The sequence below is a fragment of the Shinella sp. 838 genome, from assembly GCF_029623935.1.
Classification (GTDB): domain Bacteria; phylum Pseudomonadota; class Alphaproteobacteria; order Rhizobiales; family Rhizobiaceae; genus Shinella.
Window position 1 is genome coordinate 229,529 of record NZ_JARSBQ010000005.1, and the last position, 19,071, is coordinate 248,599.

18 protein-coding genes are annotated in these 19,071 nt (G+C 63.9%); 14 read left to right on the forward strand and 4 right to left on the reverse strand.

Annotated elements, in window-relative coordinates; genetic code table 11:
- The first annotated feature begins 1 nt into the window (after position 1).
- Both P9A16_RS18155 and P9A16_RS18160 read left to right on the forward strand, forming a co-directional pair.
- Positions 2–979 (forward strand): ABC transporter permease, encoded by a 978-nt coding sequence (locus tag P9A16_RS18155; RefSeq protein ID WP_278025838.1) that lies wholly within the window; start codon positions 2–4, stop codon positions 977–979.
- Between the two features lie 26 nt (positions 980–1,005).
- Complete coding sequence (locus P9A16_RS18160) at positions 1,006–2,220, forward strand: SfnB family sulfur acquisition oxidoreductase (RefSeq protein ID WP_278025839.1); 1,215 nt, start codon at positions 1,006–1,008, stop codon at positions 2,218–2,220.
- Between the two features lie 122 nt (positions 2,221–2,342).
- On the opposite strand, the gene P9A16_RS18165 is transcribed toward P9A16_RS18160, so the two are convergent.
- Positions 2,343–3,554 carry an acyl-CoA dehydrogenase family protein gene (locus P9A16_RS18165; RefSeq protein WP_278025840.1) on the reverse strand — a complete coding sequence of 404 codons (1,212 nt, stop codon included), beginning with the start codon at positions 3,552–3,554 and terminating at the stop codon, positions 2,343–2,345.
- Between the two features lie 242 nt (positions 3,555–3,796).
- Between P9A16_RS18165 and P9A16_RS18170 the strand changes: the two genes are divergently transcribed.
- The 6 genes from P9A16_RS18170 to P9A16_RS18195 all read left to right on the forward strand — a co-directional run bounded on the left by P9A16_RS18170 (position 3,797) and on the right by P9A16_RS18195 (position 9,638).
- Positions 3,797–5,212, forward strand: coding sequence for an LLM class flavin-dependent oxidoreductase (locus P9A16_RS18170; protein WP_278025841.1), 1,416 nt, complete (start codon positions 3,797–3,799; stop codon positions 5,210–5,212).
- A gap of 142 nt (positions 5,213–5,354) precedes the next feature.
- Positions 5,355–6,422, forward strand: coding sequence for an ABC transporter substrate-binding protein (locus tag P9A16_RS18175; RefSeq protein ID WP_130517706.1), 1,068 nt, complete (start codon positions 5,355–5,357; stop codon positions 6,420–6,422).
- A 34-nt stretch (positions 6,423–6,456) separates the two neighbouring features.
- Positions 6,457–7,080 carry a hypothetical protein gene (locus P9A16_RS18180; protein WP_023512708.1) on the forward strand — a complete coding sequence of 208 codons (624 nt, stop codon included), beginning with the start codon at positions 6,457–6,459 and terminating at the stop codon, positions 7,078–7,080.
- Positions 7,073–7,765 carry a hypothetical protein gene (locus P9A16_RS18185; protein ID WP_023512707.1) on the forward strand — a complete coding sequence of 231 codons (693 nt, stop codon included), beginning with the start codon at positions 7,073–7,075 and terminating at the stop codon, positions 7,763–7,765. Before P9A16_RS18180 ends, P9A16_RS18185 begins: the two co-directional genes overlap by 8 nt.
- Positions 7,762–8,814: a FecCD family ABC transporter permease gene (locus tag P9A16_RS18190; protein ID WP_023512706.1), complete on the forward strand. Its 1,053-nt coding sequence runs from the start codon at positions 7,762–7,764 to the stop codon at positions 8,812–8,814. Before P9A16_RS18185 ends, P9A16_RS18190 begins: the two co-directional genes overlap by 4 nt.
- Positions 8,808–9,638 (forward strand): ABC transporter ATP-binding protein, encoded by an 831-nt coding sequence (locus tag P9A16_RS18195; protein ID WP_130517710.1) that lies wholly within the window; start codon positions 8,808–8,810, stop codon positions 9,636–9,638. Before P9A16_RS18190 ends, P9A16_RS18195 begins: the two co-directional genes overlap by 7 nt.
- A 37-nt stretch (positions 9,639–9,675) precedes the next feature.
- Here the strand turns inward: P9A16_RS18195 and P9A16_RS18200 are convergent, their stop codons facing one another.
- On the reverse strand, positions 9,676–10,614 hold the full coding sequence (locus tag P9A16_RS18200) for a LysR family transcriptional regulator (RefSeq protein ID WP_278025842.1): 939 nt from the start codon (positions 10,612–10,614) through the stop codon (positions 9,676–9,678).
- A gap of 226 nt (positions 10,615–10,840) precedes the next feature.
- On the opposite strand from P9A16_RS18200, the gene P9A16_RS18205 reads away from it, so the two are divergent.
- The 4 genes from P9A16_RS18205 to P9A16_RS18220 are packed head-to-tail and all read left to right on the forward strand — an operon-like array spanning position 10,841 to position 14,685.
- Positions 10,841–11,824 carry an ABC transporter substrate-binding protein gene (locus tag P9A16_RS18205; RefSeq protein ID WP_278025843.1) on the forward strand — a complete coding sequence of 328 codons (984 nt, stop codon included), beginning with the start codon at positions 10,841–10,843 and terminating at the stop codon, positions 11,822–11,824.
- A gap of 19 nt (positions 11,825–11,843) precedes the next feature.
- A complete protein-coding gene (locus P9A16_RS18210) occupies positions 11,844–12,848 on the forward strand; it encodes a FecCD family ABC transporter permease (RefSeq protein WP_278025844.1) in 1,005 nt (334 codons plus the stop codon).
- Positions 12,845–13,879, forward strand: a complete 1,035-nt coding sequence (locus P9A16_RS18215) for a FecCD family ABC transporter permease (RefSeq protein WP_278025845.1) — start codon at positions 12,845–12,847, stop codon at positions 13,877–13,879. Before P9A16_RS18210 ends, P9A16_RS18215 begins: the two co-directional genes overlap by 4 nt.
- Before the next feature lie 8 nt (positions 13,880–13,887).
- Positions 13,888–14,685 (forward strand): ABC transporter ATP-binding protein, encoded by a 798-nt coding sequence (locus P9A16_RS18220; RefSeq protein ID WP_278025846.1) that lies wholly within the window; start codon positions 13,888–13,890, stop codon positions 14,683–14,685.
- Here the strand turns inward: P9A16_RS18220 and P9A16_RS18225 are convergent.
- On the reverse strand, positions 14,657–15,295 hold the full coding sequence (locus P9A16_RS18225) for a class I SAM-dependent methyltransferase (protein ID WP_278025895.1): 639 nt from the start codon (positions 15,293–15,295) through the stop codon (positions 14,657–14,659). The two genes, P9A16_RS18220 and P9A16_RS18225, sit on opposite strands and share 29 nt — an antisense overlap.
- A 767-nt stretch (positions 15,296–16,062) precedes the next feature.
- Here P9A16_RS18225 and P9A16_RS18230 point away from each other — a divergent pair.
- Complete coding sequence (locus P9A16_RS18230) at positions 16,063–17,607, forward strand: nucleobase:cation symporter-2 family protein (RefSeq protein ID WP_443021678.1); 1,545 nt, start codon at positions 16,063–16,065, stop codon at positions 17,605–17,607.
- An 82-nt stretch (positions 17,608–17,689) separates the two neighbouring features.
- On the forward strand, positions 17,690–18,295 hold the full coding sequence (locus tag P9A16_RS18235) for a nucleoside deaminase (protein ID WP_278025847.1): 606 nt from the start codon (positions 17,690–17,692) through the stop codon (positions 18,293–18,295).
- 126 nt (positions 18,296–18,421) lie between these two features.
- On the opposite strand, the gene P9A16_RS18240 is transcribed toward P9A16_RS18235, so the two are convergent.
- Positions 18,422–19,069 (reverse strand): dihydroxyacetone kinase family protein, encoded by a 648-nt coding sequence (locus P9A16_RS18240; RefSeq protein WP_278025848.1) that lies wholly within the window; start codon positions 19,067–19,069, stop codon positions 18,422–18,424.
- Between the last annotated feature and the right edge of the window lie 2 nt (positions 19,070–19,071).

Genomic DNA, 19,071 nt, shown 5'->3' on the forward strand with positions numbered 1-19,071 from the left:
CATGGCGACCGCCGTCCTCCCCGCCTTCGCCCAAGGGCTGACGCGTTATGCGCTTGTCGCTGCGCTCGCCGCGGTCTTCGCCCTGTTCGCGACGCTCGCGCCTGGTTTCCTCTCCAGCGCGAACCTCCTCAGCGTGCTGGTCAACAATTTCGCCCTGCTCGCCATCGTCGCCATTGCCATGACCTTCGCCGTCTCGGTCGGCGGCATTGACCTTTCGGTCGGCACGGCGGTGGATTTTGCAAGCTTCGCCTTCGTCTCCCTCGTGCTCGCCGGGCAGCCGGTCGTGCTCGCGGCGCTCGGCGGACTTGCCGGCGGGGCGCTGGTCGGCCTGTTCAATGCCGTGCTGATCGCCGGCATCGGCATCTCGCCGTTCCTCGCGACGCTCGGCACGCTCTTCGTCGGGCGCAGCGTGCAGCAATTGCTGACCAATGGCGGCAACCCGGTCTACCTGCCGCCGGCCGGCGTGCCGGAGGCGTTTCGCTTCCTCGGCCATGGCGCGATGGCGGGCATTCCCGTGCCACTGGTCGTCACGGCGCTGGTCGTCGCCGGCGCCTGGGTCGTGCTGGCGCGCAGCCGCTTCGGCCGGGTGGCGCTCGCCACCGGCATCCAGGCGAGCGTCGTGCGCTATTCGGGCCTGCGCCTCTCGCGCATCACCGCGCTCACCTATATCCTGGTCTCGACCATCGCCGCTGTGGTCGGTCTTATCCTCACCTCCACGGTGACGGTCTACATCCCCTCGTCCGGCAACGCCTTCCTGCTCAACGCCATTGGTGCGACCTTCATCGGCACCACCTTCGATCCGCATGGCCGGCCGAACGTGCCGGGCACCGTACTCGGTGTGCTGCTGCTCGGCGTCGTCGCCAACGGGCTCCTGCTGTCGGGCCTCAATTTCTACTGGCAGCAAGTCGGCACCGGCCTTCTCATCTTCTCCGTCCTCGCCATCGGCTTTGCCAACCGCAAGGCCGCCGGCCGGGCGTGATCCCTGACTTTTCGAAAGGATTTTTCATGAGCAGCGTCACCCGGCTTGCCGACCGACAGGAAACCGCCCACCGCATTGCCAGCGAGGATGAGGCACTTGCCATTGCGCGCACGCTGGCTGCCGAATTCGAAGGCGGTGCAAGCCGGCGGGACTACGAGCGGGCCCTGCCGTTTGAGGAATTGGACCGTCTTTCCGCCTCCGGCCTGCTCGCCATCACCGTTCCCGCCGAATATGGCGGCATCGACGTCTCCAACGCCGTGCTCGCGGAGGTGACGGCGATCCTGTCGGAAGCCGACAGCTCGATCGGCCAGATCCCGCAGAACCACTTCTATATTCTCGAAGCGCTGCGCCACGACGGCAACGAAACGCAGAAGCGCTTCTATTTCGGCCGGGCGCTTGCCGGCGACCGGTTTGGCAATGCCCTTTCCGAAGTCGGCACGAAAACCGTCGGCGATTACAATACGCGCATTGCGCCCGATGGCGCGGGGTTCCGCATCAACGGTCGAAAATTCTATTCGACGGGCGTGCTCTTCGCCCATTGGGTGACGATCTTTGCGCTGGACGGGGAGGACCGCCTCACCATGTCCTTCGCCCCGCGCGAGACTGACGGCATCGAGATCGTCGACGACTGGGACGGTTTCGGCCAGCGCACCACGGGCAGCGGCACGACGATCCTGCGCGACGTCTATGTGCCCGCCGACGCTGTGGTGCAGCACCACAAAGGCTTCGAGCGCCCCGGCACGATCGGCTCGGTCGGCCAGATCATTCATGCCGGCGTCGATCTCGGCATCGCCCGCGCGGCGCTGAAGGAGACGATCGGTTATGTGCGCGACAAGGCGCGGCCGTGGACGGGCAGCGGCGTCGAGCGTGCGGCCGACGATCCGCTCACCGTCGCGCGTATCGGCGAACTCGCCATCCGCGTCGAGGCGGCCGAGGCGACATTGGAGCGGGCCGGGCGCAAGGTCGATCAGGCGCAGGTGAACCTCAATGCGGAGAATGCGGTCGCCGCAACATTGGCGGTGGCTGCCGCCAAGGTGCTGACGACGGAACTCGCGATCGACGCGACCAACGTGCTCTTCGAGCTGGCCGGCACCTCGGCGACGAAGCGTGGCCTCAACCTCGAACGCCACTGGCGCAACGCGCGCACCCATACGCTGCACGATCCGGTGCGATGGAAGTACCACGTCGTCGGCAACTATCACCTGAACGGCGTCACGCCGCCGAAGAACGGCGCGCTCTGAAATCCAACCCTCGTGGTGGGGGTGGTCCCCTGGCCGCAATCCTCTGGGATTGCGGCCCTTTTTTTGACCAACAAAAAAGGGCGGCCCTCCTTGCCGCCCCCTGGCAGGTCGTTTGAATGCCCTCAGCTATAGAGGCTTGGTTCCGGCACCCGGTCGTTCAGGGTAAAATCGCCGACCTCGCGCGCCTTGTAGAACACCGGATCATGCAGCGTGTGGGTGCGCACGTTGCGCCAGTAGCGGTCGAAGCGATGGTGCGCGGCTGTCGAGCGGGCGCCGGTAAGCTCGAAGATGCGGGCGGTGACGTCGAGCGCCACATGCGTGGCGTTGACCTTGGCCGCATAGGCCTCGATTGCAGCCTCGCCGCGTTCGCGGGCACTAACGCCCCGGCCACGCGCAAGCGCCGACTGAACGGCGGTTGCGGCAGCATCGGCAAGGGCGGCGGAAGCCTTCAACGCTGCACGGAACTCGCCGATGCGCTCCAGGATATAGGGATCGTCGCTCGCCTTCTCGACGCCCGACGTGATCCAGGGCCGCGTCGTGGTCCGCACATAGTCACCAGCAGCGATAAGCGCGCCTTCCGCGGTGCCGAGATAGAAATTGACGAAGACGAGCTGGATCAGCGGCGTGTTGAACGTCGCCTGCACGGGCGGAGCGCTGTCCTTCCCGGCTAGGGGCAGAAGAAAATCGGTTTCGTAGACCGGAAAATCACGGAACTCGACGCTGCCGCTGTCGGAAAGCCGCTGGCCGATATTGTCCCAGTCGTCGTTGGCGATGTAGCCGGGCCGCTCGGTCGGCAGGACGAGGTTGGCGATCTGGTCGCCGAAGGCAGCATTGGCGTTGATACGGTCGGAAACATGCGCGCCGGTCGAGAAGGTCTTCTTGCTGTTTAGCAGGTAGTGGTCGCCGCTGCGTGTCAGCACGAGGCCGGGATCGCGCGGGTTGACCGCGGCGCCCCAATAGAGCCGCTTCGCAACCGTCTCGACGCCGAGGTTCCAGGCCTTGTCCGGATCGTCCGCCGCCCAGTAGATGTACTGGCTGTTGACATAGTGATAGCCGAGAAGCTGGCCGATCGAACTTTCACCGCGCGCGAGAATGCGCACCAGCTTCAGCCCGTCCACCCAGTCGAGCCCGCCGCCGCCGATCTCGACCGGGTGTAGCGCCGTCAGCAGGCCCTCGCTCTTTAACCGGGCGATTTCCGCCTGTGGCGGCTTGCCTTCGGCATCGAGCTGCGCGCCGCGGCGGGCAAGATCGGCGGAAATCGCTTCGGCGCGCGCAAACAGGCGAGCCCGGTCGTCTTGAAGTTCAGGTTCCTTGACAAGATGCAGGGCAGTCATGGTCGGTCTCCAGCGGTCTGGCCGATACGCGGCAGGGCGCCACGGTCGGGTTTGGGGGATCGGTGCGTACGGGTGTTCGTCGCTCTGCCGCATCTTCCCAAAGCCCTCGGGCAGCGGCCAGAAAAGCCATTTCTGAAATTAGTATATATAAAAGATAGAAGTTCTGTATTTAAGATACGGAGGCGTTATTCTCGCCATATGTCCGTGCCGTCAGGCATTCCCGCATCCCTGGAGAGATTCCCATGGCCCGCCATATCCGCTTCAACGCCTTCGACATGAACTGTGTCGGTCATCAGTCGCCGGGGCTGTGGGCGCATCCGAACGACAAATCCTGGAAATACAAAGACCTGGATTACTGGCAGGATCTTGCCCGCACGCTGGAACGCGGCGTCTTCGACGGCATCTTCATCGCCGATGTCATCGGTTACTATGATGTCTACAAGGGTTCAAACTACCACGCGATCCATCAGGCGGCACAGATTCCGGTGAACGACCCGCTCCAGCTTGCCGCCCCCATCGCGCTTGCCACGGAGCATCTTGGTATCGGCATCACCGCCTCCACCTCCTTCGAGCATCCCTACACCTTCGCCCGGCGCCTCGCGACGGCGGACCATCATTCGAAGGGTCGCGTCGGCTGGAATATCGTCACCTCCTACCTGGAAAGCGGCGCGAAGAATGTCGGGCAGGGTGGTTTGCGCCGGCACGACAACCGCTACGAAGTCGCCGCCGAATATGTCGAGGTGCTCTATAAGCTGCTCGAAGGCTCGTGGGAGGAGGGTGCGGTGGTGCGCGACGGCGGCAAGCGCATCTTCACGCACCCGGAAAAGGTCCACGAGATCGCCCACAAGGGCAAGTACTTCGAGGTTCCCGGTTATGGCCTGACGGAGCCTTCGCCGCAGCGCACGCCGGTTCTCTACCAGGCCGGCGCGTCCGGCCCGGGCAAGGCCTTTGCCGCCGCCCATGCCGAATGCATCTTCGTCGCCGCGCCGACCAAATCGGTGCTCAAGGCCTATGTTGCCGATATCCGCCAGCGCATTGCCGCTGCCGGCCGCGATCCGAAGAAGGTCTATATCTACACGCTCGTCACCATCATCACCGATGAGAGCGAGGCGAAGGCAGAGAAGAAGTTCGAGGACTACAAGAGCTATGTCTCCTACGACGGCTCGCTCACCTTCATGTCCGGCTGGAGCGGCATCGACTTCGGCCAGTATGCACCGGCGGACGTGGTCGAGAAGATAGAGACCAATGCCATCCACTCCTTCGTCGAGCACATCGCCGGCGGAGACAAGTCCTGGACGATCGACGAGCTCGCCCAGTTCGGCGGCATCGGCGGCATGGGACCGGTCTTCGTCGGCTCGCCGGAGCGCATCGCCGATATTCTGCAGGAATGGGTTACGGATACGGACGTCGACGGCTTCAACCTTGCCTATGCTGTCACGCCGGACAGTTTTGAGGATGTCGTTGCCCATATCGTGCCGGAACTGCAGAAACGCGGTGCCTATCCCACGGGCTACCGCCCCGGAACGCTACGCGAAAAACTGTTCGGTGAGGGGCCGTATCTGCCGAAAACCCATCCGGCCGATGGTTATCGGGATATCGAGGCCGTCAAACGCCGTGACGCCGAGCGCATTCCGGCATTGAAGTCGGTCGGAGCGTGATGCCGGCGCTTCGGCATCGCTGCTGGACAGCAAGCGCGGCGGCGATGCCTTGGAGCGCGGCAGATAAAACTTGACCATTGGCGTCATGATAAAATAGGAGACATCAACTTCACCTCATCCGGAGCCTGTCGTGGTGTCTTCCTTGTTTTCTTCTCTGCGTCTTGCAATGCTGATCGCCGTGGCGGTGCCCGCTGCCGGTTTTGCGCAGCAAGTGTCGATCACCGATTCCCGCGGGCAACAGGTCACGATTGAGCGGCCGGTGGACAGCGTGGCGATCTTTCCGCTGCCCATCCCCGAAGCCATGATCGCGCTTGACGGGGGAACCCAGCGCCTCACCGCCATCAATCCGCGGGCGCAGGCGGCGTTGATGAACGGGGTGATCGGTCAGCTTTTCCCCGAGATTGCCGATATCCGCACCGATCTGGTCGCCGGCAACTTCATCCCCAATGTCGAAGAGATACTCGCTGCAGGCCCCGATGTGGTGCTGCAATGGCAGGCCAAGGCCGACGAGCGTGTTGCCCCGATGGAGAATGCGGGCATCAAGGTGGCCACGGTCAGCACGGAATCGCGCGAAACCCGGCGCGGCTACATCGCCATGCTCGGCCAGATCCTCGGCAAGGAGGATCGGGCCAAGGCCTTCCTCGACTGGGAGGACAAGACCGTCGCCGACATCGCCGCGGTGCTGAAGGCCGCAGGCAAGCCCCGGCCGCGTATCGTCTTCATCGACAGCATGAGCGACAACGAGTTCGTGGTGTTCGGCCGTGAGGAAGCCTATTTCGCAGCATCGGGCCTGATCAATGCCGCGACCGAAGCGGGCTTCACCGAAGGATCCGTCACCGTCGGCGCGGAATCGCTGCTCGAATGGAACCCGGACATCGTCCTCGTCAACTACTACAACGACACCATCAAGCCTGACGATATCCTCAAGCATCCCGTGCTGGGCGCGCTGGCCGCGGTCAAGGCGGCGCGGGTCTACAAGACCCCGGCAATCGACCCGGCGACGGCGGCTGGCGGCGAACTCGCCTACCAGTGGTTTGCCGAAATCGGTTATCCCGATCTGTTCGACACCAACATGCGCACCGCTGTCGTCGATGGCTTTCAGTTCCTCTACGGCAAAACCTTGAACGACGAACAGGTCGACAAGCTCATGCAGATGGAATGGAACGGCGGCAGCGCAGGCTACGCCGACGCCTTCGGGCGGACTCGATAGTTTTCGGGATCGAGCCAGGATCGGGGAGGGTGCCTTGAAGGATATCGGCTTCATCACGTCGGGTGACGGCGCGCAGCTGCAATGCTACCGCGATTATCAGGCCTATCTCGATGCGGAACTCTATCTGCGTACCCTCGACAAGGTCGATCTTACGGGGTTCCGCGCCATCGTCGTTCCCGATTTCTCCAACCAGGACCTGTTGCGGCGGCATGCCCGTCAGCTCAACGACTATCTTGCCGGCGGTGGCTTCCTCATCGTCTTCGAGCCCAATCGCATGGACGAATGGCTCGATGTCGTGGAGGTCCAGTGGTTCTCGCGTGAGACAGAGGACTGGAAATGGTGGATGCGGCCGGGAGGGCGCATGGAGGCGTATCAGCCGCGGCCCGAGCATTCCATGGCCCGGGCTATTCCCCTTGCGGATATGTGCTGGCATTTTTTCGGTGCCTTCCGGCTGCCGCCGACGGCAACGCCGATCCTCAATCTCGACAACGACGAAGGTTGCCTGCTCTATGATCAGGCTGTCGCCGGCGGCGGACGGCTGATTGCCTCCACCATCGACCCGCATACCCATCACGGGCGCCGTTTCATGCCCGCAACGACGCGGTTCCTCAACGGCTTCTATCCCTGGCTGAAGCGCGAGGTGCAGAACCATGGCTGACCGTGTTCTCCGCCATGACGGCCGCAGGCCGCATCTGCTCTATCTGCGCTCCACCCGCAGCTACAACCGCGATCGTATCGGCGGGCTTGTGCCGCAGGACTGGCGTTACAGCGCTGCCGATGTTTATGACCTCGAGACGATCGATCTTGCCGAGGTCGATGTGGTCATGCTCTCGGGCATGGCCGACCAGATCTTCCTGAAGTCCATCGAGGCGAAGCTGGTCGACTATCTCGCTGGCGGCGGCCACTTCCTGCTCAATGGCCATATCCTGCTGCCGTTCCTGCCCTGCCTCAGCCCGTTCCGCGCCGTTCCGCCAAAGCCGTTCACCAACTGGATGATCCGGCCTGCGCAGCCCGGCGCCTATTTCGGCCGGATGGACTTTGAAAACTTTCATCGGCACGAAGGGATCCTCGGCCAGTATGCACGCGGGTTTTCCGACGCGCCCGCCGGCGCGCAATGGCTTTGCCTCATCGGGGGGCCGGGGCCGGACGGCACCGTGCTTGAAGGCCCGGTCGACTGGGTCTGGCGCATGCCCGGCGGTGGCAAGGTCTTCATGCACAATGGCGACCATATCGAGCAGTTCTGCTCCGATCCCCGCCAGCAGCCCAACCTTTTCCATGACATTCTGAACGCGCTGGTCTTCTCCGACGAACCGCCGGCGGCTCCCGCGGAGGGGCGGCCGTGACGGATGGCGTCGCCGCGCCGGCTGCCGGAGACCCGCCGCTCGACGTGCGCATGGTCATGACGGGTCTGGTCGGGCTGCTGGTTCTTGCCATGATCCTCTCGCTTTCGGTCGGCCGCTATGGCGTGGGTCTCGGCGATCTCGCGACATTGGTCGGCGGTTGGTTGCGCATCGGTCCCGGTCGCGATGGCGTTGCCGAACCGGTCTGGCGGGTCGTCGAGCTGGTGCGCGTGCCGCGCCTGCTGATCGGCGCCACGGTCGGAGCAGGGCTGGCCCTGTCAGGTGCGGTGCTGCAGGGCGTGTTCCGCAATCCCCTGGTCGATCCGCATGTCATTGGCGTTTCCTCCGGTGCCGCCTTCGGGGGCGTGCTTGCCATCCTGCTGGGGCTTGGGGCAGCCGTGCTCTGGGTAATGGCGTTCGGTTTCGGGATTGGCGCCCTGCTCCTCGTCGTCGTGATGAGCCGCAAGTCCGGTCGATCGTCATTGCTCATGCTGGTGCTTGCGGGCATTGTCGTCTCGGCGCTGTTTTCCGCACTCGTATCGCTTGGCACCTATTTCGCCGATCCCAATGACACGCTGCCGGCCATCGTGTTCTGGCTCATGGGCTCGTTTGCCAGCGCAACCCCCGAACGGGCGCTCTACATGGTGCCGCTCGTCATGCTCTTCGCCGTGCCGCTGCTGTTGATGCGGTTCCGGATCAACGTGCTTTCGCTCGGTGACGAGGATGCCCGCGCGCTCGGCCTCAAGGTCGAGCCGACGCGGTGGTTGGCGCTCTGTTGCGTTACCGGCATTACCGCCGCCAGCGTTGCCAATTCGGGCATCATCGGTTGGGTGGGGCTGGTCATTCCCCATTTCGCTCGCACGCTGGTAGGCCCGGATCACGGCCGGTTGCTGCCGGCAGCGGCGCTGCTCGGCGCGATCTTCATGCTGCTGGTCGACACGCTGGCGCGCACGATGATCGCCGCCGAAATACCCCTCGGCGTGCTGACGGCGATCGTTGGGGCGCCGGTCTTCTTGATTTTGTTGCATCGCAACCGGGGGGACGCATGGTAGTCGCCATAGAAGCCCGCGGCGTCGGCTTCCGCTATGATGATGCCAATCCGTGGCTGTTCGAAAAACTGGATTTCACGCTGCGCAAGGGCCAGACGCTCGTGCTTCTCGGTCGAAACGGCCGCGGCAAGACCACGCTGCTCAAGTGCCTTGCCGGCCTGATGCAGCCAAGTACAGGTCATGTCAGCTGTGCTGGCATGCTCGGATATGTGCCGCAGCAGTTTGCCGCGCCCTTCTCCTATTCCGTTTTCGACGTCGTGCTGATGGGCCGCGCCCGGCATGTCGGGCTGTTCTCCAGCCCCACTGCGCTCGACCGCGAGCACGCGCGCGAGGCTTTGGCCCTGCTTGGTCTCTCCAGCTTTGCGCATCGGGCCATCGGGACGCTTTCGGGCGGTGAGCGGCAGCTGGTGCTGATCGCCCGCGCGCTCGCATCGAACGCTGACATCCTGTTGCTCGACGAGCCTGCCGCGGCGCTCGATTTCCACAACCAGGCGATCATGCTCGCCATGCTTGGACGGCTTGCCGCCGAGCGCGGCCTGACCATCGTCATGACCACGCACGAACCGACCCATGCGCTCGAAATCGGCGATCGCGCCGTTTTGCTCTACGGGTCCGGCCGCTGTGAAGAAGGGGCGGTAGCCGACATGTGTGCCCCGGAGCGGCTGTCGGCCCTCTATTCCATCGGCATGCAGCGCCTGGATCATGCAGACGGCCAATCCGCCAGCATCGCGGCCCGTTTTCGCTCGGTCGGGCACTGGCCGCAACCGGATGCCGGCAGCATGAAGGAACGCGGCCGCCGTTTTGCGGATCTTGATCAGGGCACGTGACAGCCTGCTCCTTTAGCTGCGTGGACAAGAGGCGGCGTCACCCGAACTGCGAGATGCCCCTTTCTGATGATGGCACGGTTGCACTGTCGGAGTGTGCCGCTTCGGTCCGCCAGGTCTGGAGCCACCGGTCAAATCCCGCTGCCCGCTCGGTGGCCTGTCCCGCGATCTCGTAAGCACCGACGATTGGGTTGATTGCGGGGCAGAGCTGGATGAGCTGGCCGTCGCGCAATTCCCGCTCGATGAGCGACGGGCTTGCCTGGCCGACGCCGAGGCCGGTCATGCAGGCATCGATGGAGGCCTCGTCTGTATCAAAGGTGAGACTGCCGCTGCGCGGCTGGAACGCAATGCCCGCCGCCTCGCACCAACGCTGCCACGACCAGGCATCGGCGGTGTCGAGCAGGATCGGCAGGCCCAGCAACGCGTCCGGCGTCACCGTCTTCGCCAGGCTGCCGATCAGCAGGGGCGAGCAGACGGCGACCGTTCGATCGAGCAGGAAGGCGCTGGGAAAGCGCGACTCGTCTGAGCCGCGCTTGTAGCTGACCGTGACATCGGGAACGTCGCTGGCGCCAAGCGCGAGTGACTGGATGTTGAGGTCGACGCTGGGATTTTCCTGAAGATAGGCGCCGAGCCTTGGAATGAGCCAGCGCCGTGCCAGGGTGATCGGTGCCTGGATCACCAGGCGTATGCGATCCGGCAGAACGGCGCGCGTGCCGTTCTCCAGCGTGGCGAGCGCTGCATTCACGTGGATCAGGTATTGTCGGCCGGCATCGGTGAGCGAAATCGCATTGTGCCCGCGATGGAAGAGCTGGACGCCGAGGGCCTCCTCCAGCGACTTGATCTGCCGGCTGATCGCGCCGGGTGTCAGGTGCAGCTCGCGCGCTGCCAGCGTCAGGCTGCCGGTGCGCGCGGCGATGGAAAAGGCCGGCAGTGTTGCCAGTGGCGGCAGTTTGGCGCGGACGGTTTGAGGATTTCTCATGCCGGCGTGAGAATCTTTCGCTTGCAAATAACTTGACCATATCTATCCACATTCTGCCAGAACGACAAGAATGATCGGGGAAGCCTGCCTTGAAGACCGACGTCCGTCATCCGTGCGATCGATGCGAACAGGGCTTTCCTCAAGAGCGCAGCATGCATTCTGTGCAACCGTTCATGCTGTCAGCCGTCCGCCACTGTCATCACGGATCACCTTGAGGGAGAGAACAATGTTTTCCAGTTTTGCCTTGCCGAGCAGGCGTGCCCTTCTGTCCGGCGTGTTTGCCGCCTGCGTCGTTGCGGGCATGAGCTCTGCGCTTGCAGAAGACGCCACGCAGAAAGTCACTGACGACCGCGGCGTCGAGGTGACGGTTCCTGCCCATCCGAAACGCGTCGCCTCCATCTCGTTCTTCGCCGATGACGTGGCGCTGGCGCTCGGCATCAAGCCGGTGGCGAGCACCTATATGGTTGCGGACCGCCCGCCGGAGTTCCTGCTCGGCCTCACCAGGGACATGGTGCAGGTCGGTCAGCGTGCCAAGCCGAACCTCGAACTTCTCTCGGAAGCAAAGCCGGATCTCATCGTCGCGATCCGCCGCTACACCGTCGGCAATGCGCCGCAGCTCGAGAAGATCGCGCCCTATGTCGCCTGGAACATGGAACTGCTCGACGGCAGCGACAAGGAAATCGAGGCGCTGGCGAAAATCCTCGGCAAGCCTGAGCGCGGCGTCGAGTTGAACAAGGAATTCCGCGCGCATCTTGCCGAGGTCGCGGCCAAGGCGCCGAAGGACAGCCATCCCCGCTACGCCATCATGTGGGGCGGGGAAGCGCCGTTCGCCTTCCATGACGAGAACACGTCTGCCTCGATCCTGAATGCCATCGGCGGCGAGAACATTGCCGGCGCCATGACGCCGGGCGGCGAATTCGGCGTGGATCTCAGCCTGGAGACCATGCTGGAAAAAGATCCGGAAGTCCTCTTCATCTATGATTACGGTCCGGATCGCCCGCACGAGAACAATCCGATCTGGCAGGAGCTCACGGCGGTCAAGAACAACCGCGTCTTTTATGTCGGCGACCAATGGGTGGAGACCAACGGCCCTATCGCCCGCGAGATCGTGCTGCGCGAAGCCGCACACTACCTCTATCCGGATGTTTTTCCCAAGGTTGACGTGAAGGCGGAAGCGGCCAAGATCATCCCGGCCGAACTCCAGAAGTAAGCGACTGACCGCGACGGCGATGGACGCACGCAAATCCTCGATAGCCATCGGTTGCATCTTCGTCGCGACCCTTCTCGTCATCGCTGTCGGCTTGATGCCCGGCGCGCGCACGCTTTCCGCCGGCGCGGTCCTGCAGGCGCTTTTCAGCCCCGACGGCAAGATCGAGTCGATCCTCGTCTGGACGCTCCGGCTGCCGCGCAGCCTCGCCGCCGCGACGGCCGGTGCGGGGCTTGCCGTGTCGGGCTATCTTCTTCAGGCGCTGACCCGAAACCCGCTCGCCGATCCCGGCATAACCGGCGTCACCGCCGGGGCGATCGCGCCGATCGTCACATGTTTCGTCTTCCTGCCCTGGGTTTCCGGGCACTACTATCCGCTCGTCGGACTCGCCGGCGGACTTGCCGCCGCATCGGTGACGTTCTGGGTGGCGCGCGGCGGCAACAGCCATCCGCTGCATCTGGCCCTCGGCGGCGTCAGCGTCTCGCTCTTCCTCGGTGCGATCACCATCTACGTGCTGCTTTTCGCCGGGCCGCAATCGACGGCGCTGCTGTTCTGGCTGGCCGGGGGCTTTGCCGGGCGGACCTGGGGGCATCTCGTCCAGATGTTGCCCTGGGTGCTGGTCGGGGTGTCGGGCGCCTTCTTCCTTCATCGGGTGATCGCCATGTTCGCGCTCAGCGACCATTCCGCCGCGGCGATGGGGGTACAGCTCACGCTCTGGAAGCCGGTCCTCCTCCTGCTCGGCATCTGCCCGGTGGCGGGGGTTGCGCCCGTCGCCGGGCCTGTCGCCTTCGTCGGTCTTGCCGCGCCGCATATCGCGAAGTTGCTGCGCCCGCGCGGCATGGCCTGGGAGATCGGCCTTACGGCCGCCATCGGGGCGCTGATCGTGACTGCGGCAGACCTTGTCGCGCGCACCGTCGCCATTCCCAAGGAATTGCCGGTCGGCATCGTCACCGCGCTCATCGGCGGGCCGCTTTTCGTCTATCTCATCCAGCGCGGCCGGCTCGATTTCAAGGGAGAGGGCGCATGAGCCTGGGCGCCCCGACGATCGGTCGGCCGAAGCGCTGGATCCTGCCTGCTGCGCTTGCGCTCGTCCTCCTGTCGTTCGTCGCCGCCATCTTCCTCGGCATCGTCGACCTGCCCGTCTGTGATGTCCTGTCGGCGCTGACTGGAAGCGGTTCGCCGGAGGCACGCTCGATCATCCTCGATATCCGGCTGCCGCGCATCGTGACCGGCATTTTGGCCGGCATGCAGTTCGCGCTCGCCGGCCTGCTTCTCCAGACCATCACCCGCAATCCGCTTGCCGATCCCTCGCTGATGGGCGTCTCGCAGGGCGCGACGCTGACCGTGACGCTCTTCCTTCTCTTTACGGTCTATCTCGCCAATCCCGACTCTTACTCCGTCAACGAGCTCCCGATCGCCTGGCTCCCGCCCGCCGGCATGATGGGCGGTATGATCGCCGGCGGTATCATCTACCTGCTCGCCTTCCGCCTCGATCTCAGTCCGCTCCGGATCACGCTCTGCGGCATCGCCATCGGCGCGGTGCTGCACGCCATAGCCATCGGGCTCATCGCGGGCTGGGGGTCGGCCCGCATCGAGATCATTCTCGAATGGCTCTCCGGCAGCCTTTATGCACGAACCTGGGACCATGCGCTCTTCCTGTTGCCGTTCACGATTGCGGGCCTTGCAATGCTGCCGCTGATCTACCGCCCGCTGATCCTGCTGCGGTTCGATGCGACTGTCGCTCGCTCCTTCGGCCTTCCCTACAAGGCACAGTTCTCGCTGGTCCTGCTTGTCTCCTGTGCGCTGGCATCCAGCGCCGTCGGCGCCGTCGGGCCGGTCGTCTTCGTCGGCCTCATCGTCCCGCATCTGGCGCGCTTCCTCGCCGGACGGCATTTTCCGCTGGTCCTTCCGCTCACCGTCGTGCTCGGCGCCGTCATCGTCACGCTGGGCGACCTGATCGGCCGGCTGGCCGGCGGGCCGGAGGAAGTGCCGATCGGCGTCGTCACCGCCCTCATGGGCGTTCCTGTCCTGCTTGCGCTTCTGCGCAAGGTTCCGTGAGATCGCCCATGCCGCTCACCGCTTCACACCTGTCGGTCCTCTACGGTCGCCGCAAGGCGTTGACCGACTTCTCGCTGTCGATGGAAAAGGGCGAAATCCGCGCCCTCATCGGCCCGAACGGTTCGGGTAAGAGCACGGCGCTCCAGGTGCTGGCCGGTCTCATCACACCATCAGGCGGCAAAGCCCAGATCGAAGGCACCGCCGTCGCCGCGATGTCGCGGCGCGCGATCGCGAAAAAACTCGCCTTCCTGCCGCAGCAGCCGGCAGCGCCCGACGAGATGACGATCGCCCAGCTTGTCCGGCAAGGCCGTTTTCCCCATGTCGGCCTGTTCCGCTCCTATGACCGGAAGGACGAGGCGGCGATCGAATGGGCGCTTGAAAGCACGGGCCTCACGCGCTTCGCCGACCGGACGCTACAGGAGCTTTCCGGCGGCGAGCGCCAGCGCGCCTGGATTTCGGCGGCGCTGGCGCAGGAGGCGGGCATCCTGCTTCTCGACGAACCGACATCCTTCCTCGACATCGGCTACCAGGTGGAGGTGCTCGACCTCGTGCACCGCCTCAGCCGCGAGCGCGGCGTGACGATCCTGATGGCGATCCACGACATCAATCAGGCGATCGCCGTCAGCGACCGCATCTCTCTTCTGGAAAAGGGCGAGCTTCGTTTCGACGGCGCGCCGCGGGCGCTCGCCGGAAGCGGCCTGATTGAACGGACCTTCCGGGTGAAAGGGCGGTTCGTCGAGGTCGCGCCCGACAAGCCGCCCCATTTCGATGTCGAGCTTACGACGCTGCACCGGCTGGGGTCTTGACCAGCCGGAAGACGATTTTGGTCTGCGTGTAGTAGTCGAGCGCGTCGGCGAAGTCGGGCGTCCAGCCGTCTTCGAAGAACGGGATGAAGCCATCGTATTCCAGCTTGCGGCCGGAGACCGTGAAACCGGCTTTGGAAAACGCCCTGGCATAGTCGGTGATCGACCGGTCCTGCACGACCGTGTTGGTACGTTGGGCGACGAGATCGCGCCACTTCGGCCAGAGCGGATTGTCGGTATGGCAGCCCGTGACGGCGTAGTAGACGCCCCCCGGCTTCAGGGCCTTGAAAATATCGGCGGCATGGGCGTCGATGTCGGAAACGAGATAGATCACCTCATGGCTGATCGCGAGATCGAACTCCTCGCCCCAGCCGTCCAGCGTTCCGCCGACAGCGTGCTGGACGGGAATATTGCCCTTGAATGCCTCGGCCTTGGCGATCGACTGCTCGGCGATATCGATGCCGAGCGCCTTGCGGAAGGGCCTGATGGCATAGAGGTGCCGCAACAGGCCGCCCTGGTTGCAGCCGAAATCGAGCACGCTTTTCTGGCTGAGGTCGCGCTCGGAGATGAGATCGATCAGGTGCCGCCAGATGGGCGCATGACCATCCGACATCCGGTCCTCGGCGTCCGGATCGACATACCAGGTGGTGATGGTCTTGTTGTTCTGGCTCACGGCAAACCTCCGGTACCATCCTCGTCGTGATGGTGTTCTAGAGCAACGGGACTCCTGCGGGTAGCCCCATTCATGTGCGCAACGGGCTGCCGGCCAAGATAGTCCTGGCATCGCAATCAGATCCGAAATCCGCGACCTGCATCAGCGCTCCGCGACGCCCCTCTCTGGCAATGTCGACCGCGCGTTGCCGGTCCGTTTCCCTGAAGGTCTTTTGCCATTTCTGCAAAGATGCGACCGGATTGAGTGCGTCCTCAAGGCTGGGACACCCTGATTTGGCTAGACATTGCCGGGCATGCCGCTGCGTCCTGCCGATAGGGGGCGCTCGTTTGCGTCCTCGGTGATCAGCGCTGGCGCTTGACAGGCTCGGCTAAAAGAATGCAGGATTTGTAACAGTGCAGGTTTAGGCCTCACATGAAATGCCCCGCTCAACGCAAGTTGATGACGATCCGGAGCTCGCACCTCCTGGAACAGGGTCCTGGCGAAACCGGTCAACCGACCGGTCCAACTGTGGAAACTGGTGGGGCATGCAGAGAAATACTCTCTTTCCAGATGACTGTTGTTTGGGCCGCGCTTCGGCGCCCTTGTTGCCGTCCGCTCAGCGCCTGCTTGGCAATGTGCCATCGGGTTTTTCGCGTGCGCCAGTACTGCAACCGGCAGGGAGCGCCGGCGAGAGGTGAGGTTCCGGTATGCGCCAGCGCCCCGGCGCCATGCCGAAGCAATCGACTGAAACGGGGCAAACCGCAGAATTCAACGCAAGCAAAGGTAGGGAGGAGTTTACCTTGGCACATGCAGACGAAGAAAGTGCAACCGTCGCACGCCCGGAAGACGAAAAACTAAGCGTCGGCGCCAACATCGCCTATGGGCTTCAACATGTCCTGACGATGTATGGCGGTATCGTCGCCGTACCGCTGATCGTCGGCCAGGCCGCGGGACTGAGCCCGAGCGATGTCGGCCTGCTGGTCACGGCATCGCTGTTTGCCGGCGGCCTTGCCACCATCCTGCAGACCCTCGGACTGCCATTCTTCGGCAGCCGCCTGCCGCTGGTGCAGGGTGTTTCGTTCTCCGGCGTTGCGACGATGGTGGCGATATCGGGCAATGGCGGCATTCCGTCCATCCTGGGCGCCGTTATCGCCGCTTCGCTGATCGGGTTGCTGATCACGCCGGTCTTCTCGCGCATCACCCGCTTTTTCCCGCCGCTCGTCACGGGCATCGTCATCACCACGATCGGGTTGACGCTGATGCCGGTCGCCGCCTTCTGGGCCATGGGCGGCAACAGCAGCTCGCCTGATTTCGGTAGCCCGGCCAACATCCAGCTCGCCGCTGTGACACTGGCCATCGTTCTCCTGCTCAGCAAGGTCGGCAGCGCTTCGATCTCGCGGCTGTCCATCCTGCTCGCGCTTGTGATCGGGACAGGCATTGCCTATGCCGTCGGCATGACCGATTTCTCGCAGGTGTCGAACGGTCCCTTCTTCGCGCTGCCGACCATCTTCCACTTCGGCTACCCGACCTTCGAGATCGCCGCCATCATCTCCATGCTTATCGTCATCATCGTCACGCTGGTGGAGACATCGGCCGATATTCTCGCCGTAGGCGAGATCGTCGAGACGAAGGTGGATTCGCGCCGTCTGGGCGATGGCCTGCGCGCCGATATGCTGTCGAGCATTCTCGCACCGATCTTCGGCTCGTTCACGCAAAGCGCCTTTGCGCAAAATGTCGGGCTTGTCGCCGTCACCGGCGTCAAGAGCCGCTATGTGGTGGCGACCGGAGGCCTTTTCCTCGTGATCCTCGGCTTGCTGCCGGTCATGGGGCGTGTCGTGGCGGCAGTGCCGAGTTCGGTTCTCGGTGGCGCCGGCATCGTGTTGTTCGGCACGGTCGCGGCCAGCGGCATCCGAACCCTCTCCAAGGTCGACTACCAGAACAACATGAACCTGGTGATTGTCGCGACCTCGATCGGCTTCGGCATGATCCCCATCGCCTCGCCCGGCTTCTACGAGCACTTTCCGGCCTGGGTCGCGACGATCTTCCATTCGGGCATCAGTTCCGCTGCCCTGATGGCGATCGTCCTCAACCTGCTGTTCAACCATGTCAAGGCCGGCAATTCGGACCAGCAGTCCGTCTTCGTGGCGGCCACCGAGCGAACGATCCGCTACACCGATATCGCCCGACTTCATGACGGCGACTACTTCCTCAATGGCAAGCTCTATGACGCCAAGGGCGTCGAGATCCCGATGATCCCGGAGGCTGCGCACTGAGGGCGCCCGACACCCCCTTGCTCCGGATCGTGCCCTGTCCCTGATCCGGACCACCTTTTCCCACGACACCAACGGAGACACAATGTCAGAAGAAACCGAAACCCGAAGCCTGCTCGATGCCCTGTTCGGCACGATGGAGGACGGCATCATCCCCACCACGGAGGCCGGCGTTGCTGCCGGCAACAAGGTCTTCGGCGCGGCGCTGCTGCGCAAGTCGGACCTGTCCACGGTGCTCGTCGAGACCAACAACGAGACGGAAAATCCGCTGTGGCACGGGGAGGTCCACACCCTGAAGCGGTTCTACGAGATGCCGCAATGCGATCGGCCGGACTCCAAGGACCTCATCTTCCTGTCGACGCACGAGCCTTGCTCGATGTGTCTGTCGGCGATCACCTGGGCCGGGTTCGACAATTTCTTCTACTTCTTCAGTCACGAGGATTCCCGCGACGCGTTCTCCATCCCGCACGACCTGAAGATCCTGAAGGAGGTCTTCACGCTCGACGCCGGCGGCTACAACAGAACGAATGCCTTCTGGAAGGGACAGTCGATCCACGCACTGATCGACCGTCTTCCCGAGCCGCAGCGGTCGCAGTTCAAGGAACGCGCCGAGGCCATCCGGCTGAAATATGACGATCTCTCGGTCGTCTACCAGACAAGCAAGGACGGCAACGCCATCCCCCTCAACTGATACCTCCCCCGGATACGCCGCCGGCGGCTTGTCCCGCCGGTGGTGCGTTTGGCGTTGGGGCACCGACATCCGGTCGGAGCGACGAGCCGGCGAGGCACATGCGCTGCGGCTCGCCGGAAGCAGTCTCTACCGGCTTGCCACGAAGTCCGCCATGCGGCGGATGAGGAAAGCCCCCACTGTCGCGCCCGCATCCTGCAGGCCGATGGTCTTTTCCTGGAAGGCCGCGGCCTTGCCATGCTGGGCAAGCAGGGACTTGGTGGCTTCGAGCGCCTGCTCGGCGGCGTCTGCCGCGGCGTTGAGCGCATCGGCAAGCGAAGCGCCGGCAACGGCCTGTGCTTCCAGTGTCACCGCAATCGGGTCGAGCACGTCAAGCAAGGTCTTGTCGCCGACCTTCGCCTTGCCGCGTTCGGCAACGCCATCGCGATAGGCGCGCCAGAAGGCGGCCATGTCCGCCGTTTCCAGCACATCCTTGCCCTCAACGGCCTTGCTGGCCCGCAGGAATCCGGTCGCCGTCAACGTACCCATGGTGGAGGGAGCGGTGCGGGCCATTGTTGCCCCGGCTGTACGCAGGAGCTTGGCGATACCTGCCGCTTCGCCCTCTGCCTCCAATGCATCGGCAGCGGCGGCGAAGGATTTGCTCATGGTGATGCCGAGGTCGCTGTCGCCTACCTTGCCGTCGAGCGCGATGAGGAATTCACGCTGTTCGGAAAAGAGATCCTTCCAGCTCTTGAAAAGGTCGATCAGGCCTGCGGCATTCAATGTCTCGATCGTCATCG

Excerpts from the sequence above, each read along its gene's own strand:
- P9A16_RS18155 (WP_278025838.1), top strand. The coding sequence starts at position 2 with ATGGCGACCGCCGTCCTCCCCGCCTTCGCCCAAGGGCTGACGCGTTAT.
- P9A16_RS18160 (WP_278025839.1), top strand. The coding sequence starts at position 1,006 with ATGAGCAGCGTCACCCGGCTTGCCGACCGACAGGAAACCGCCCACCGC.
- P9A16_RS18165 (WP_278025840.1), bottom strand. The coding sequence starts at position 3,554 with ATGACTGCCCTGCATCTTGTCAAGGAACCTGAACTTCAAGACGACCGG.
- P9A16_RS18170 (WP_278025841.1), top strand. The coding sequence starts at position 3,797 with ATGGCCCGCCATATCCGCTTCAACGCCTTCGACATGAACTGTGTCGGT.
- P9A16_RS18185 (WP_023512707.1), top strand. The coding sequence starts at position 7,073 with ATGGCTGACCGTGTTCTCCGCCATGACGGCCGCAGGCCGCATCTGCTC.
- P9A16_RS18195 (WP_130517710.1), top strand. The coding sequence starts at position 8,808 with ATGGTAGTCGCCATAGAAGCCCGCGGCGTCGGCTTCCGCTATGATGAT.
- P9A16_RS18200 (WP_278025842.1), bottom strand. The coding sequence starts at position 10,614 with ATGAGAAATCCTCAAACCGTCCGCGCCAAACTGCCGCCACTGGCAACA.
- P9A16_RS18205 (WP_278025843.1), top strand. The coding sequence starts at position 10,841 with ATGTTTTCCAGTTTTGCCTTGCCGAGCAGGCGTGCCCTTCTGTCCGGC.
- P9A16_RS18210 (WP_278025844.1), top strand. The coding sequence starts at position 11,844 with ATGGACGCACGCAAATCCTCGATAGCCATCGGTTGCATCTTCGTCGCG.
- P9A16_RS18215 (WP_278025845.1), top strand. The coding sequence starts at position 12,845 with ATGAGCCTGGGCGCCCCGACGATCGGTCGGCCGAAGCGCTGGATCCTG.
- P9A16_RS18220 (WP_278025846.1), top strand. The coding sequence starts at position 13,888 with ATGCCGCTCACCGCTTCACACCTGTCGGTCCTCTACGGTCGCCGCAAG.
- P9A16_RS18225 (WP_278025895.1), bottom strand. The coding sequence starts at position 15,295 with ATGTCGGATGGTCATGCGCCCATCTGGCGGCACCTGATCGATCTCATC.
- P9A16_RS18230 (WP_443021678.1), top strand. The coding sequence starts at position 16,063 with ATGCCGAAGCAATCGACTGAAACGGGGCAAACCGCAGAATTCAACGCA.
- P9A16_RS18235 (WP_278025847.1), top strand. The coding sequence starts at position 17,690 with ATGTCAGAAGAAACCGAAACCCGAAGCCTGCTCGATGCCCTGTTCGGC.
- P9A16_RS18240 (WP_278025848.1), bottom strand. The coding sequence starts at position 19,069 with ATGACGATCGAGACATTGAATGCCGCAGGCCTGATCGACCTTTTCAAG.